This is a genomic window from Pseudoalteromonas sp. S1610, from assembly GCF_005887465.1.
Lineage (GTDB): Bacteria > Pseudomonadota > Gammaproteobacteria > Enterobacterales > Alteromonadaceae > Pseudoalteromonas > Pseudoalteromonas undina.
Genome location: NZ_PNDI01000030.1, coordinates 21,282 through 36,666, shown reverse-complemented (window position 1 = coordinate 36,666; position 15,385 = coordinate 21,282). Strand labels below are relative to the sequence as shown.

13 protein-coding genes are annotated in these 15,385 nt (G+C 39.4%); 5 read left to right on the top strand and 8 right to left on the bottom strand.

From position 1 onward, the window contains the following. Nucleotides 1-34: 34 nt before the first annotated feature. The 3 genes from CWB77_RS12105 to CWB77_RS12095 all read right to left on the bottom strand — a co-directional run bounded on the left by CWB77_RS12105 (nt 35) and on the right by CWB77_RS12095 (nt 2,527). Complete coding sequence (locus CWB77_RS12105) at nt 35-550, bottom strand: DUF2489 domain-containing protein (protein WP_010390378.1); 516 nt, start codon at nt 548-550, stop codon at nt 35-37. A 12-nt stretch (nt 551-562) separates the two neighbouring features. Next, a complete protein-coding gene (gene yihI / locus CWB77_RS12100) occupies nt 563-1,147 on the bottom strand; it encodes a Der GTPase-activating protein YihI (protein WP_138622901.1) in 585 nt (194 codons plus the stop codon). 747 nt (nt 1,148-1,894) lie between these two features. After that, entirely contained in the window at nt 1,895-2,527 is a 633-nt protein-coding gene (locus CWB77_RS12095) for a c-type cytochrome (RefSeq protein ID WP_010390373.1), read from the bottom strand. A gap of 281 nt (nt 2,528-2,808) precedes the next feature. Between CWB77_RS12095 and yihA the strand changes: the two genes are divergently transcribed. Beyond that, nucleotides 2,809-3,450: a ribosome biogenesis GTP-binding protein YihA/YsxC gene (yihA, locus tag CWB77_RS12090; RefSeq protein WP_041709727.1), complete on the top strand. Its 642-nt coding sequence runs from the start codon at nt 2,809-2,811 to the stop codon at nt 3,448-3,450. Here yihA and CWB77_RS12085 read toward each other — a convergent pair whose 3' ends face one another. From CWB77_RS12085 to polA, 3 genes are all read right to left on the bottom strand, one after another. After that, the gene (locus CWB77_RS12085) at nt 3,451-3,969 is read right to left on the bottom strand and encodes a DUF1285 domain-containing protein (protein ID WP_138622899.1); all 519 of its coding nucleotides are present in this window, start codon (nt 3,967-3,969) and stop codon (nt 3,451-3,453) included. It lies immediately after the preceding gene. Beyond that, nucleotides 3,966-4,553, bottom strand: coding sequence for a YceI family protein (locus CWB77_RS12080; RefSeq protein WP_138622897.1), 588 nt, complete (start codon nt 4,551-4,553; stop codon nt 3,966-3,968). The genes CWB77_RS12085 and CWB77_RS12080 overlap by 4 nt, the downstream gene beginning before the upstream one ends. A 497-nt stretch (nt 4,554-5,050) precedes the next feature. After that, a complete protein-coding gene (gene polA / locus CWB77_RS12075) occupies nt 5,051-7,786 on the bottom strand; it encodes a DNA polymerase I (RefSeq protein ID WP_138622895.1) in 2,736 nt (911 codons plus the stop codon). A gap of 510 nt (nt 7,787-8,296) precedes the next feature. Between polA and elbB the strand changes: the two genes are divergently transcribed. The 3 genes from elbB (at nt 8,297) to CWB77_RS12060 (ending at nt 12,283) form a co-directional block, all read left to right on the top strand. Further along, entirely contained in the window at nt 8,297-8,944 is a 648-nt protein-coding gene (gene elbB, locus CWB77_RS12070; protein ID WP_010390362.1) for an isoprenoid biosynthesis glyoxalase ElbB, read from the top strand. Between the two features lie 204 nt (nt 8,945-9,148). Next, complete coding sequence (locus CWB77_RS12065) at nt 9,149-9,541, top strand: c-type cytochrome (RefSeq protein WP_008112730.1); 393 nt, start codon at nt 9,149-9,151, stop codon at nt 9,539-9,541. A gap of 177 nt (nt 9,542-9,718) precedes the next feature. Further along, on the top strand, nt 9,719-12,283 hold the full coding sequence (locus CWB77_RS12060; RefSeq protein WP_055012279.1) for a bifunctional diguanylate cyclase/phosphodiesterase: 2,565 nt from the start codon (nt 9,719-9,721) through the stop codon (nt 12,281-12,283). Between the two features lie 13 nt (nt 12,284-12,296). Here the strand turns inward: CWB77_RS12060 and rep are convergent, their stop codons facing one another. Next, nucleotides 12,297-14,315 carry a DNA helicase Rep gene (gene rep / locus CWB77_RS12055; RefSeq protein ID WP_010390360.1) on the bottom strand — a complete coding sequence of 673 codons (2,019 nt, stop codon included), beginning with the start codon at nt 14,313-14,315 and terminating at the stop codon, nt 12,297-12,299. Nucleotides 14,316-14,428: 113 nt separating this feature from the next. Here rep and ubiK point away from each other — a divergent pair, with 113 nt between their 5' ends. Next, complete coding sequence (ubiK, locus tag CWB77_RS12050) at nt 14,429-14,692, top strand: ubiquinone biosynthesis accessory factor UbiK (RefSeq protein WP_008112735.1); 264 nt, start codon at nt 14,429-14,431, stop codon at nt 14,690-14,692. 48 nt (nt 14,693-14,740) lie between these two features. On the opposite strand, the gene CWB77_RS12045 is transcribed toward ubiK, so the two are convergent. Continuing rightward, nucleotides 14,741-15,385 (bottom strand): Rossmann-fold NAD(P)-binding domain-containing protein, encoded by a 645-nt coding sequence (locus CWB77_RS12045; RefSeq protein ID WP_138622893.1) that lies wholly within the window; start codon nt 15,383-15,385, stop codon nt 14,741-14,743.

The following is a 15,385-nucleotide window of genomic DNA, read 5'->3' as shown; positions in this document are numbered from 1 at the left end:
AGGTCTGCTTTTTTTATGCTGTAAAATTTAAGTGCTAGTTAAAAACCACGTTTTCGCTGCCTTGGGCTGCTTTAAACTCAACAATAATTTTTTTACAGTCAGCTTCAATTTCATCACTCAGTGATTCTTCTGCGCGCCAGCGTGCGGTATCTTGCTTAAAAATTTCTTTTTTAGCGTACTTTTTGCGCGAATCGTGAGTTGGCATTTCTTTTACCACGTCGTACATTTTATAAATGCCTGGGTATGCAGTTGTTAAGTCACGCTCAGTATCAAAACTATATTGCGACATCAGCACCCAAATACGTAAACAGCCCTCAGAGTAATCACATTGCTTTTCATTCATCGCACGTGCAATTAAATGAATACTATCGGCTAGCTTTGCATTACGTTTTAAACGCGACTGCTTAAGTTTTTGCTGTTGCTCTGCCTGTTGTTTGCTAATTAGCTTTTTTTGCACATTTAGCTTGTAGAGCAACTGACCCGCATAAAATGCCAAGCCCGCTATAATAGCAGCACCTACAACTAAGGCTAAGATCACTGCTGTACTCATTGCGTATCCTTATTACTTATCTTCGTCGTCATCTAGCCATTCATTAGCTAGGTCGTTTGATAGGTATTGATCAAAATCTGAATTACTTTCTTCATCACTGAAGTCATCTTCAAATTCTTCTTCATCTTCAATGCCTAATAACTTACACAGCACTTGGTGACGCGCTATACGGCTATTAAAGTATTTAGCATCTTTACCCGTTAGCATTTCACCTTGCTCATGACGCTCAACTAATTTAAGCAAGCGCTCATCATTTTCAAGCGCCTCTAATTCTTGCTCAGGCGTTAACTCAGGCTCAATCGCCTTTTTAAGCTCTGCTACAGGCTTAAGGTTACGTTTCATTTCGACTTTTGGTTCAGCGGCTGGGGCAACTAATGGTACTGCTTTTTTACTACCAACACGTTTGTCTTTAGCAGCCGAACCTGTTTTTTGAGTGTCATTACTCAATACATCAGGTGCATTACGTGAACCAGGCTTAGCGCCTTTGGTTTTCTTTACACGTTGCTCTTTCAATGCACGCATTTCTTTAAGCTTATCTTGGCTTAAACGAACGGGTCCATTTGATGGAATTTTACGTGACTTTTTCTTTCTACTCATATCTTGATCGTCTCACTTAAGAGGTTTTGAGCGAGGCGCAACTCAATGGGCATCGCGATGCTGGCCTAGCCAGAAGAATTCGGTTTGCGTTTTAGAGGTTGGGTTTCTCTATATACGCCAAAGCATATTTAGATGCTTTTTTTAAACGGGGGTATTGTAACAGGACAAATAAAAAGGCGGTAGAGAAAACATCTCTACCGCCTGCTAATCTGAGCGCCATTATATGGACACTTCTCCCTTCGACTTTTTAGTCTTTATTATTTTTATTATTATTTCTTTATCCGTATTATTATTATTTATCTTCCGTGTAGCATTCCATTTTGTTTTTATTATTAAACTTCCATGAGTTTTTATTATTTTCGGTCTTTCCTGACACTTTTTTGTTATTTCCTTTAGTAGCACTCTCAATGTGCTATTCAGTCGTGCCGCGCTACGATCCTTATAACGTTTTCCTATTTGTTATTATTGTTGCGACAGGGGTTAATTTACTCGTTAATAATTTTGTTACAACTAATTTATATCTTTTTTCTTATGTAAAACATAACAAAAGACGTTAAAAATCATAAATTACAATAAGTTAAATTGAAAAACAAAAATAAAATGAGACTTTTCTTACAATAGAGTATGGTCAATGTCTTACAAGTAAAGGGGCTTTATCGGTCATTGCAGAAACAAAAAAAGCAGCCAAGGCTGCTTTTTGTCTACTTAACATTGTATTATGTTAACAATATCTAAATAAATACGACTTTAGTGTAGGCCGCCAAGGTATTTAGATAATGTTTCAATGTCTTTATCAGTTAATTTCTGAGCAATATCTTGCATAACACCATTTAGGTCGTTATTACGAGTGCCATCTCTGAACTGTTCAAGTTGTGACTTGATGTATTCTGGATGTTGAAAAGAAATTTTTGGGAATTTAGCTAATGAAGAGCCATTACCACGTGGACCATGACAAGCCGCACATGATGGAATTCCGCGTTCAGCGTCACCCGCTTTGTACAACATAGCGCCTGTTTCTTGAACATCTTTAGGTGTAGCACCTTCAGACATATTCAAAGAAGCAAAATAAGCAGATAAGTCTTTCATATCTTGATCGCTCAATGGCATTGCCATACCGCTCATTACTGGATTCATTCGACCTTCTTTACCGCCCGAAGTCATACCTAATTTAAATTCAGTAAGTTGCTTATATATGTAATCTGCGTGTTGGCCTGCAATTTTTGGGTAGATGTTAACCGGCGCATTACCGTCTGGGCCGTGACAAGCCGCACACGTTGCTGATTTTTCTTTACCTGCGTTTACATCGCCATCAAATGCTGTTGCGTTGCTTGCTGACAACGCACCAAGCAATATAGTTAAAGATAGTGCTATTTTTTTCATGGTGAATTCTCTGTTTCCGACCCTGTATCATCTACAATATGGATGTTGTGATTTTTATATTCTACACGATATTAAATTCTCTGGCACGTTTTCTACACACATTAAACCTATAAATTATAGGGTTTTGAGTAAAATTAATCGCTAAGCCAGTTAAAATGTACCATCAGCAACGGTTTTACATGCTCAAATACACTTTTTAATAGCTACTTTATAGTATAAAATACGCGCCACGGGTGAATTTGGTTTACCCAATGTTATTTTTTTTAGTTTTAGGAGAGCCTGTGCTCAAATCTCGTATCAAGTATAACACTGCGTCTTTTGTTACAAGCGCGCCAGACATCACTAAATTACCTGCTGATACGGGAATTGAAGTCGCGTTTGCCGGTCGCTCAAATGCAGGTAAATCAAGTGCGCTTAATGCCCTTACCGATCAAAAGTTAGCACGTACTAGTAAAACACCTGGCCGTACTCAGCTGATCAACACATTTGAACTTGCCGATGTCGATGACATGCGCCTAATTGACTTACCAGGTTATGGTTTTGCGAAAGTGCCAATTGAAATGAAAAAGAAATGGCAAAAGTCGCTAGGCGAATACCTACAAAAACGTCAAAGCTTAAAAGGTATTGTGGTGTTAATGGATATTCGTCATCCATTAAAAGATTTAGACCGCGATTTAATTAATTGGGCTGTAGGTAGTGAAATTCCAGTATTGGCACTATTAACTAAAGCAGATAAGCTCAAGCAAGGTCCACGTAAATCACAGGTACTTAGTGTTCGTCGTGAATTGAGTGAATTAGATGGCGATATAACAGTTCATGCATTTTCATCACTTAAAGGCACAGGCTTACCAGAAGTCGCTAAAAAGTTAGATGAGTGGTACTTAGGTCCAATCGTAGCAATTCCACCTGCTGACACAGAGTAATTACCCTAAATAAAACCGCTCATTCGCGGAGGTAATAAAATAGCCGAGCTCATCTGTTTCGGCTATTTCAGCCCACTGATAAAACACATTTCTGGCAACTCGCGCAAAACAACCATAGGGTAATTGCATATAAGGCACTGCAGCGCCTTTGTAATTATTAATATATAGCGGCTCAGCACGACTTAGTAGCCAGGTACGCTGTAGATTATCAATACAACAAATAACATCGCCATCAGATGTCGACTCACGATGCCAACTTACAATAATAAATGGCGCATCCTTAGCCTCAATCGCAATTTTCTCTACTGGCGTTTTTAAATAAAACTGTCCATCTTCGCGGCACAACACACTAGCAAACAGTTTTATCATGGCTTGGCGGGTAATTTCACTACCCGCATAAAACCATTTACCTTGCTCGTCAATCAGCAGTGGCAATTGCCCGCAATGAGCAGGCTGCCATTGTTCAAAAGGTTTACTTGGCTCGCTTAGTTGCTTACTAAGTTCGTTAAGAGAAATCACTGTTTTTTAAAGGTCAGTGCAAAAGTAATCGGTACCGCAGTAGCAATCGAAGGTAAGCCGGCTAGTTTTTGTAACTGCATTATCCCTTCGGTGACTTTAAAGTCATCGCTATTAATAATGATAGGTGTAAATGATGCAACGCTTAAATCCCCGTTTTCCGCACTACTAACAAGTACATCAACTGCAAGTGGCTTTTTATGACCGTGAAAGTCTAGCTCGGCGCTAACACCTTTTAATACGTACTGCCCAGGCTGCTTAATAAGTGACAATTTATCAGATAAGTCAGCGGTTAATACTGCATTTGCAAAAGTGTCAGATTCAAACAAAATTTTGCTTAGGCGCTCGTTACGAATAGGAATAAACGTTTCAGCTGAGGTTAAATCAACATTTACGCTAAACTGACCTTGCTCACTCAATTGCCCTGATAACTGAGTAAAATGGCTTGCCTCAGCAATGCTATTTTTTTTAATTGAGACAAAACTTAATTGGCTTTTATCGTTGAGTAACTGCCAGTTTGCCGATGCAACACCTGAAACTAGTAAACATGATAAAGATAAACCTGCTACAGCTAACGTTTTAAACATAATGCACTCCTAAAATAAAAGATTTATACCCGAAAAAATAATACTTTGATCAGTCAAATTGAAAATCACTAATACGCTGAGTTAAAAAGAAAACGCACAGTAAACTGATGGTATCACTTGAAACGCTAAGTGCAATTAGAGAATAAATTTAACGCTTTGGAGTAAAGCTATAAAAAAACGGCCCATCAAATATATGATAGGCCGATATAGCAAACTGGGGAGAAGCTATCAATACGTTGCATCTTACGATGCATCATCAACAGGATGTCCTACAGGATGAGGACGGGCGGCACTTTACCAAAAGCAAGCGTAAAAATACAAGCATATTATCGATATTCGAAGCGAATTGATGAACCTCTAACGATTTAATACAAACTGCTGTTTAATTTAACTTTTTTTTAACCTGCAAGCTAAAAGAAAAGCGCCTATTGGCGCTTTTAAATAATTCTTTTTAACTGTTGTGTTTACCTAAGACAAGGCATCCTTGGCATACCAAATTAGTGCGCTTGTTCCCAGTTATCACCTTCGTCAGCTTCAACTATAAGTGGCACATCTAGCTGTGCCGCTTGTGACATCAGCTCACAAATTTGCTGAGTGTATTGCTCAGTGCACTCTGTTTTAATCTCAAATACCAATTCATCGTGTACCTGCATAAGTAACTTAACCGTATTAGGCGCTTGCTGGTTAACCCATGCATGTACTGTTAACATGGCTTTTTTAATAATATCGGCAGCAGTGCCTTGCATAGGGGCATTAATTGCTGCGCGCTCAGCGCCTTTGCGGCGTGCTCCATTGCGGGCATTTATTTCTGGTAAATGTAAGCGGCGGCCAAAAATAGTTTCTACGTAACCATTTTCTGCTGCTTTTTCACGGGTCGTTTCCATGTATTCTAAAACACCAGGGAAACGCTCAAAATATTTATCAATATAATGCTGCGCTTCATGGCGTGGTACATCAAGTTGACGTGCCAGACCAAATGCCGACATGCCATAAATTAAGCCAAAGTTAACGGCTTTAGCTTTACGGCGCATATCAGATGTAACCTCTTCAAGCTCAACTCCAAATACCTCAGCAGCTGTAGCGCTATGCACATCTAAGCCATTTGCAAAGGCATTGAGCAACCCTTTATCTTGTGAAAGATGCGCCATAATACGCAGCTCTATTTGGCTGTAATCGGCCGCCACAATTTTATATCCATCAGCAGCAATAAAGGCTTCACGAATACGGCGCCCTTCTTCTGAACGAATAGGAATATTTTGTAGGTTAGGATCGCTTGAACTTAATCGACCCGTTGCTGTTACCGCTTGATGATAAGAAGTATGCACACGCTTGGTTTGCTCATTCACGATCAGTGGCAATTTATCTGTGTAAGTTGATTTAAGCTTAGATAAACCGCGATGCTCAATAATCACTTTAGGCAATGGGTAATCGTGTGCTAATTCTTGCAGTACTTCTTCTGCTGTAGAAGGCGCGCCTTTGGGTGTTTTTTTGATAACGGGCAATTCTAGCTTTTCAAATAACAGTACTTGTAATTGCTTTGGCGAGCTTAAGTTAAACGGTTCGCCTGCGATTTCAAACGCTTCTTTTTCAAGCTCAAGTAATCGTTCACCTAAGCGTTGGCTATGAGTGGCCAACATATTGCTGTCGATAGCAACACCGGTGCGCTCAATGTCAGAAATAACGCTTACTAGTGGCATTTCTATATTTTCAAACACCGATTTAAGCTTTTCATCCGCTTCAAGTTTCGGCCATAGTACTTGGTGTAAACGCAAAGTAATATCGGCATCTTCTGCGGCATAAGGCGCCGCTTTTTCAAGTTCGATTTGATTGAACGTGAGCTGCTTTTTACCTTTACCAGCAATGTCTTCAAAGCTAATATTTTTGTGGCCTAAATATTTAAGTGCTAATGAGTCCATATCATGACGAGTACCTACGCTGTTAAAAACATAAGACTCCAACATAGTATCAAACTTAATACCATTTAATTCATAGCCAGCATTGGCAAGCACACTTTTATCGTATTTTAAGTTTTGACCAACTTTAGCTTTATTTTCGTCAGCTAATATTGGCCCAAGCTTTTGCATCACAAATTCAAGGCTGAGCTGTTCAGGCGCACCTGGGTAATCATGTGCAACCGGTAAGTAGGCGGCTTCCCCTGCTTTTACTGCGAAACTCATACCTACCAACTGCGCTTTCATATACTCTAAACTGGTTGTTTCAGTATCAAAAGCAAATAGCTCAGCTTCATTGAGCTGGTCTATCAATGTATTAAATTGGGCCTCAGTTAAAATCGTTTCATAGTGTGCATCTTCAACTTTTGGCAGCTCATTCTCTTGGGTTGGGACCGCTAAATGTGTGTCAGCATCTTTTGGATTGTCTAGTAATTCAGCTAACCAGCGACGGAACTCGCACTCACCATATAATGCAATTAATTCGTCTTTATTCGGTGTTTGCAATTTAAAAGTATCAAGATCAGATTCAACCTCCACATCACACTTAATAGTGGCAAGCTCATAGCTCAATGGTAAATGATCAATCGCTTTTGCAAGCTTTTCACCTATTTTACCTTTGATATCAGCAGCATTATCAATTACGCCCTGAAGCGATCCGTACTTTTGTAACCATTTAACCGCTGTTTTAGGCCCGCACCCTTCAACGCCTGGAATATTATCTACTTTATCGCCCATTAAGGCTAAGTAATCAATAATAAGTTCAGGTCCAACACCAAACTTTTCAACCACAGTGTCGGGATCTGAAATACTGTCGGTCATGGTATTGATCAAGGTGACATGCTCATTAACCAACTGTGCCATATCTTTATCACCAGTTGATACCAGTACATGGCGTTGTTGCTCAGAAGCAATGCGCGCAAATGTTCCAATCACGTCATCGGCTTCTACACCTTCAATACTAATTAATGGAAAGCCCATCGCTTTAATAATGCTATGTAGCGGCGCTATTTGGGTACGCAGATCATCAGGCATTGGCGGACGATTCGCTTTATACTCGCTGTACATGTCATTTCTAAAAGTTTTACCTTTGGCATCAAACACCACTACCATATGTGAAGGATCGTATTGTTTGATCAAACTTTTCAACATGTTTACCACGCCATAAATGGCGCCAGTGGCTTCACCTTTAGAATTAGTTAAATGAGGTGGAGAATGATAAGCACGAAACAAATATGAAGAGCCATCAACAAGAATAAGCGGGTTTTCGGGGATCTGAGCCATGGTAAAATTGGATCCTAAATACAAAAAAGTAATATAAGTATAAGCATGCCATAAGGCAGTAAATAAAACGACTGTGAATTAATGTGATTAAGAGCGCTACATTTTTAGCAACTTGTGGATAACTATGTAGATAACACCCACAAACTATCCATCCGAAACATAGTAAAATGCTTAGATTAGTTTGTAATTTATTGTTTTGTTTAAAAAAAGATAATTCGAGGTTCTTTTTTATTATTCTTCTATCAATGTGGAAAAGGCATTTAAACCGTTACTGGTGTTGTAACCCACTTTGATTATTTACGTCCATTTAAATAACTGGATGAGCATTCTAGCATAATGGATCAAAGATCATAGCGATCCTTTATAATTTTTTTTACCCTTACTAGTTATCAAATGGCATATAGCGCATAACAACTTACTTTGCGGCTAAAAAACCAGCAAATAAATTTTTAGATAGGCTGATTCGTCGTGTTAAACTTTATTAAAATGACTTCAATGGAGCAAAATAATATGAAAAATATAGCGGTAATTTTAGCAGGTTGTGGCGTATTTGATGGCAGTGAAATTAATGAAGTAGTGCTTACTTTATTACACATTGAAAAAAACAACGCGAAATATCAGTGTTTTGCGCCCGATATTACGCAGTACCATACTCTTAATCACATTACTGGTGAAGAAATGGCAGAGTCGCGTAATGTATTAGTGGAATCGGCTCGAATCACCCGTGGCAATATAAAGTCACTCGCTGAATTAGACATTACACAATTTGACGCTTTAATTATTCCTGGCGGCTTTGGTGTAGCTAAAAACTTATCTGACTTTGCTATTAATGGCACTAACGCGAAAGTAAATGACGAAGTACTGAGCGCTTGTAAAGCATTTGCAAAAGCAAATAAAGCCACCGGTTATATGTGTATTGCACCCGCTTTATTGCCATTCATTTATAATAAACCACAGCTCACTATTGGTAATGATAGCGACACGGCCGATGCTTTAACCACATTAGGCGCTGAGCATATTGAGTGTAAAGTGGATGATATTGTTATTGATAAAAATAATAAGCTGGTTACAACACCTGCTTATATGTTGGCACAATCAATTATGGATGCCGATGCAGGAATCGAAAAACTAGTACGTAACGTATTGGCCATTAGCTAATTATTAGGGTTCTGATCGCATTTAGATGTCTAATGATCCCGTTTTATTTAGGTAATTTATTGAGTTAAGACAATCATTAGTCGTATTTATAAATAAAATCGACTCTGAGCATTTTATAAATCACTGAGTGGAGTTATAATTGGTCTAAATTCCGTCATTTAAAATCGTGATTGATCACGTTCAAATTGAAGTGGGCAAGGCAAAATGAAAAAACTATCAGCTGCAGCATTACTTGTGCTAGCAACCACCGCATACGCACAGCCATATGATAACTCTATGACTGAAGATGCAATTAAAAAACGTTTAGCGCCTATTGGTGCTGTTTACCTTGAAGGTGAGAAAGTAGCGGTTGCTGCACCAACAGGTCCTCGTTCAGGCGAGCAAGTATATCAAGCAGCCTGTTTTGCTTGTCACGGCACAGGTGCTTTAGGCGCTCCTAAATCAGCTGACGATTGGGCTCCTCGTATCGCTAAAGGAAAAGACACCTTATTAGATCATGCGATCAATGGCTTTAATGCCATGCCACCGCGTGGAACGTGTATGGATTGTTCTGATGATGAAATAAGCGCAGCAATCGATTTCATGACCGCTAACTAAAATTAGCCAAGTCAAAATGCTTTAAATAAAAGGTTTACGTTTTAGTAAGCCTTTTTTGTTTCTAATTCATGAGTTTTAGCTACATAATTAAGAAAAATATCTACTTGACGCAAAATGTTAAAAGTGGAACTATAATGATTAATAACTATACAAAAAATTATAACTGGTTAAACATCATTGGAAGATAAACTTATTGTACCTAATAGTGTAGTGCGCCAAAATAAACGACTAAAAGCACTATTAAAAAAGTACAAACATGCCTACCACCTCCACAATGCCCTGATACAATTATCAGAGCAAGCAAGTACTGTTGCTGAGCTAACCTTACTTTACCCTGCTATTCATGACATTTTACAAAAGTATGTTCCGAGTAAAAGCTTTTATGTGGTGCTGGTTGATCCCCAGTCACAACAGTTAGAATTATCTTATTTTTCTGATGAAAAAGATGGCATTGCAGTACCACTTAATCGAGATAATAATTTTGAAGAAGGCGCAACGGGTTATGTCTTCAAGCAAGGGAAAACCACTTACTTTACCAAACAGCAAATGCATGATGCTGCCCAGCAAGGCTTATTTAAAGCATTGGGTACACCTGCAGAACACTGGGTAGGCGTTCCTGTTTATCAAGAAAGAAACATTATTGGTGTGTTAGCCGCGCAAAGTTACGACACAGAACAAGGTTACAGTTCGCAACAAATAAACCTGCTTGAGGCCATGTCACTCTATTTAGCCACCGCAATTGAACGGGTTAAAAAACGAGAGTTACTCGAATCAGAAGTAAAATTAAGAACCCGAGCATTAACGCAAAGTAATGACGCTTTAAATGTTGAAATACAACAGCGAAAAGGTGCCCTGCAACGCCAGCAAATATTATTCAAAATTTCAGAGCTGACAACCCAAGCCAAAAATTTAGATGATGCTTATTTTCAAATACACGAAATAATAAAAACCATTACTTACGCAAAAAACCTTTATATTGCCTTGTATGATAAAGAATCAGGTTGGATCAGTTTTCCCTACAGTGTCGATGAATTCCAAGGCAGCACTCAACCACGGCGCTTTGCAAAAGGCTACAGTGAACTGGTTATAAGCACCGAAGAAACACAAATAATTCATCCGCAAAGAGCACAAGAGTTATTAAATAGTGGCATTGTAGAGCGTGAAAAACCAATTGATGAATCCAAGAGAGCCACCAGCTGGCTAGGCGCTCCGCTAAAAACTTCGCAAGGCGTTATAGGGTTAATTGTTTGCCAAGCTTATAATAATGAACACCTTTTTACACATGATGATGCAGAGCTAATCACCTTTGTATCGCATCAAATTGCCACGGTATTACAAACAAAATTAGCTTCACAGGCACTAAAAAAGAGCCACCAAGAACTTGCCTCACGAGTTAATGAAAAAACTAAAGAATTGAGCCAAGCAAATTTACATTTGCAAATGCAAATTGATGAACGTAAAAAAATAGAACAACAGCTTTATCACGATGCTCACCATGACTCACTAACAGGCTTACCAAATCGGAATTTATTTTTAACTCAACTAGAAAAAACCCTGCAATATTATCAACGCAATCCAAATGAGCACTTTGCTGTATTGTTTATTGACCTTGATAAGTTTAAAGATATCAATGATCAGCTCGGGCATCATGCCGGCGATGAGTTTTTAATTAGTGTTAGTAAACTATTCTCACAATGTATTCGTGAGCATGACTTATTAGCCCGTCTAGGCGGAGATGAGTTTGTAGTATTACTAACCCATTTAACTGAGCCAAATCAGGCAGAAGATGTTGCCAATCGCATTATAAAAATTATGCAAAAGCCGTTTTGTACTAAAGGCGTGTGTGTACAAAGTGGCGCCAGTATTGGGATAACCTATTCAAAGCAAAGCTATAAACATACCGATGAAATCATTCGCGACGCCGATGCTGCTATGTATTATGCTAAAAATTCAGGTAAAAACCGCTTTGAGTTATTTCATCCACTGCTCACTGAGCCTATGTTGCAACATGAGTCACAAACATTGCATCACCTTGATGTATTGCCTATGACGTTTCGTAGCTCAGATATTATCACCTTGGATGAGCATTATCAGAGTGCATCGTTATTTGAGGCTTTTGGTGAACACCCAGTCCTTGGCTTTACCAGTTTTGATATTTTAAAGAAATTTGCGAATGATAAAGAACAACATACCAAAGTTGAACTACAACTCATCCAACAAGCTTACCAACAAGCACAAAATGCAGAGATAGCCGTTGCGCTATTGCCTTGCTCCAGTTTACTGTTAGAAGAGCATGAATTTTCTTTACTAAAAGCGACACTAAAACAACCGGTAAACAATGAACAGCTTTGCTTGTTGTTTGATGAGCAGGAGCTGCGTTATGCCAGCGCACAGCAATTAGAGAACTTAAAACAGCTTAAAAAACTCGGTCATTCGATTGGCTTAAACAATTTCGCAAAAGACAAATGCGAGCTTAATTTGGTGACTGAAGTAGAGTGTGATTATTTACTCCTTAGCTCCACCTTCAGTAAACGAGTATTACAACAAGAAAGCTACGATTTACAGTTGCAGGGGGTGTTGGCTATTACTAAGCTTAAACAGATAAAAGTGATAGCTAAAGGCCCATCAATATTAAACTTTAGAGCTCTTTTAGATAAACACGGCATAAACCTATTCGTTGCTAAACAGCACCCACTAACCAGCGCTATACCAGCTACACTTAAAAACTCAGAATTAAAATAGCGCTAAACACACCTTATTGTGGCTTTTTCAGCATTGCTCTTAAATTTGCAACCCGAGCTTGGCCTTTTTCCATACGTTCAGCTTGGGTGTTAGGCGCTTTTTTGTTTTCAAAGGCTAAGTCATCTTGCGGTAACTCTTGCACAAATCGACTGAGCTCTGTTTGTGATGTTTCACCAAACTGACGGCGGATTTTAGCATAGGTTAAAGTCAGCTCTTGTTGCGCGCGGGTAATACCTACATAGGCAAGACGGCGCTCTTCATCCACATTGTCTTCATCAATGCTTACTTGGTGTGGCAACAATCCTTCTTCCATACCGACCATAAATACATAGGGGTACTCAAGTCCTTTTGAGGCATGCAAAGTTAATAATTGCACGGCATCAGCTTCATCTTCTTCTTCGTTTCGCTCTAGCATGTCCCGAAGGGTCAATTTACTAACTACTTCAGCCAGTGTCATTGGCGGATTATCGGCATCGCCTGTTAACATGTCTGTTATCCAGCGATACAGCTCGGACACATTTTTCATCCGCATTTCAGCAGCTTTGGCACTAGGCGATGATTCATACAAGTAAGCTTCGTAATTAATATTACGCACTAAATCCTTCACCGCCTCCAGTGTATCACTGCGCACTGCGTTATCTGAAAGCTCAACCACCCATCGGGCAAACCCAGCTAGTGCATTTAAACCACGTCCTTTTAGTCTGTACCCTAAGTCGTTATCAAAGCAGGTCGCAAATAAGCTTTGGTGTTTTTCATTAGCTAAGGTGCCAAGCTTTTCAAGCGTGACTGTACCAATTTCACGACGTGGGGTATTCACAATTCTTAAAAAAGCATTGTCATCATCTTGATTCACTAAAAGACGTAAGTAAGCCATGATATCTTTAATTTCAGAACGTGAAAAAAACGACATTCCACCACTAATTTTATACGGGATTCGGTTACTCATTAACGACTTTTCAAAGCCCCGCGCTTGGTGGTTACCCCGGTACAAAATAGCGTAATCTTTATAGCTGGTGCGTTTCATAAATTTATGAGAAATAATCTCTGCAACCACACGCTCTGATTCATGTTCTTCATCGCGACAGCCAATGACTTTAATTTGCTCACCATAGCCCAACTCACTAAAGAGCTTTTTTTCAAACTCATGGGGGTTATTTGCAATTAAGATATTGGCCGCTTTAAGAATGCGCCCAGCACTACGATAGTTCTGTTCTAGTTTTATTAATCGAAGCCCAGGGTAATCTTTACTTAATAACACCAAGTTTTGTGGACGAGCACCACGCCAAGAGTAAATTGACTGATCGTCATCTCCCACCACAGTAAAGCGTGCTCGTTCGCCTACCAGCAATTTCACTAATTGATATTGGCTGGTATTGGTATCTTGATATTCATCCACCAGTAAATAACGAAAACGCTGCTGCCATCGCTCACGTGATGTGGCATTACTACTTAAAAGCAGCGTGGGGATCATAATTAAATCATCAAAATCCAGCGCGTTATACGCTCTTAATTGATTTTGGTAACGCGCATACAACTGAGCAAACAATGCCTTTTGCGGCTCTCTGGCTTCGCGAATAGCTTGTTCTGGTAAAATGAGTTCATTCTTCCAGCTACCAATTTGCATTTTAAGTAGGTTTAGTAAGTCTTTGTCTTTTTTAAGCTCGTCTTCGGTTAAATCACCGAGTAATTGATTAGTATCTTGGTCGTCAAACAACGAAAAACCGGGTTTAAAACCCAGTGTTTTCAACTCTTTTTTGATGATTTCAAGCCCAAGCGTATGAAAAGTAGACACCCATAACCCTTTAGACTCTTGTTTTCCCAAGGTTTGCAAAACCCGCTCGCGCATTTCTTTAGCCGCTTTATTGGTAAAGGTAACCGCCGCAATATTACGCGCTTGATACTCACATTTCTGTACTAAGTAAGCAATTTTGTTGGTGATAACTCGCGTTTTACCCGAGCCTGCGCCGGCTAATACTAAGCAAGGACCACTAATGTACTTTACCGCTTCATCTTGTTTAGGATTGAGTTTCATAACGACCAGCTGATTGCAAAAAGACGGGCAATTTTAACGTAATCACTACAATACGCCTAGCCAATAAGGTAATATTAGTTATTATCATTTTAGGCAACAGGCAAGGGACGACTATGATTAACCCAGCAAAACTTGAAGAAATTGCGAAACAGATCACTAATAACATGCCACAAGGTGTAAAAAACCTGGCTGATACACTTGAAGGTAAAACTAAGCAAGTGTTACAAAACAAGCTTGCCGAAATGGACTTTGTAAGCCGTGAAGAGTTTGATATTCAAAGCCAAGTGCTGATCCGCACACGTGAAAAGCTAACTGAATTAGAAGCAAAAGTAGCGATACTTGAACAGCAATTATCGGCAAAAACAGACGCTGAATAATAAATATAACGCCATAGACGAACCTGCTTTATGGCGCTAATCACTCAGTTATTTAAATAGCTCGTCCAGCACATAGTAACCCGTTGCTTGTTGTTGCTCTATGCTTACCCTCAGCAATTTATTAGCTACTTGCTCACCGGTAATGGGTCTATACCGTTTGAGGATACCAAAACGCGTTAGCAGTGGAAGTACCACCTCACCGAACTTTTCTGCAATTCTAAGCTCTGAGCGCTCGCCAACTAATAAAGACGGTTGCAATATACTCAAGCGTGCAAAGCCAAGCTGCTTCACCTGCTGCTCAAGCTCTCCTTTTATTTTTAAATAACGGCTCATACTATGCGCATTTGCGCCACTTGACGATACCAAACAATAATGCGGAACAGCGTTATTGGCCGCCATTTGCGCACAAATAAATTGGTATTCAAAATCAACTTTACGTTGTGCAGCCACACTACCCGCTTGCTTTAACGTAGTCCCTAAGCAAGAAAAGAACACGTCACCTTTGAACAGTTCAACATAATGCGTCAAATTTTCAAAATCAATAACATAGCTAATTAATTTAGGGTGGGAAAAATCTAATTGGCGGCGCGATAAGCTCACTACCTGCGAATAGCTAGAAGATGCTAACAGCTGTTGTAATAACTGGCTGCCAACTAAGCCGGTACTGCCGATTATTAGCGCCGTTTTGGCCAT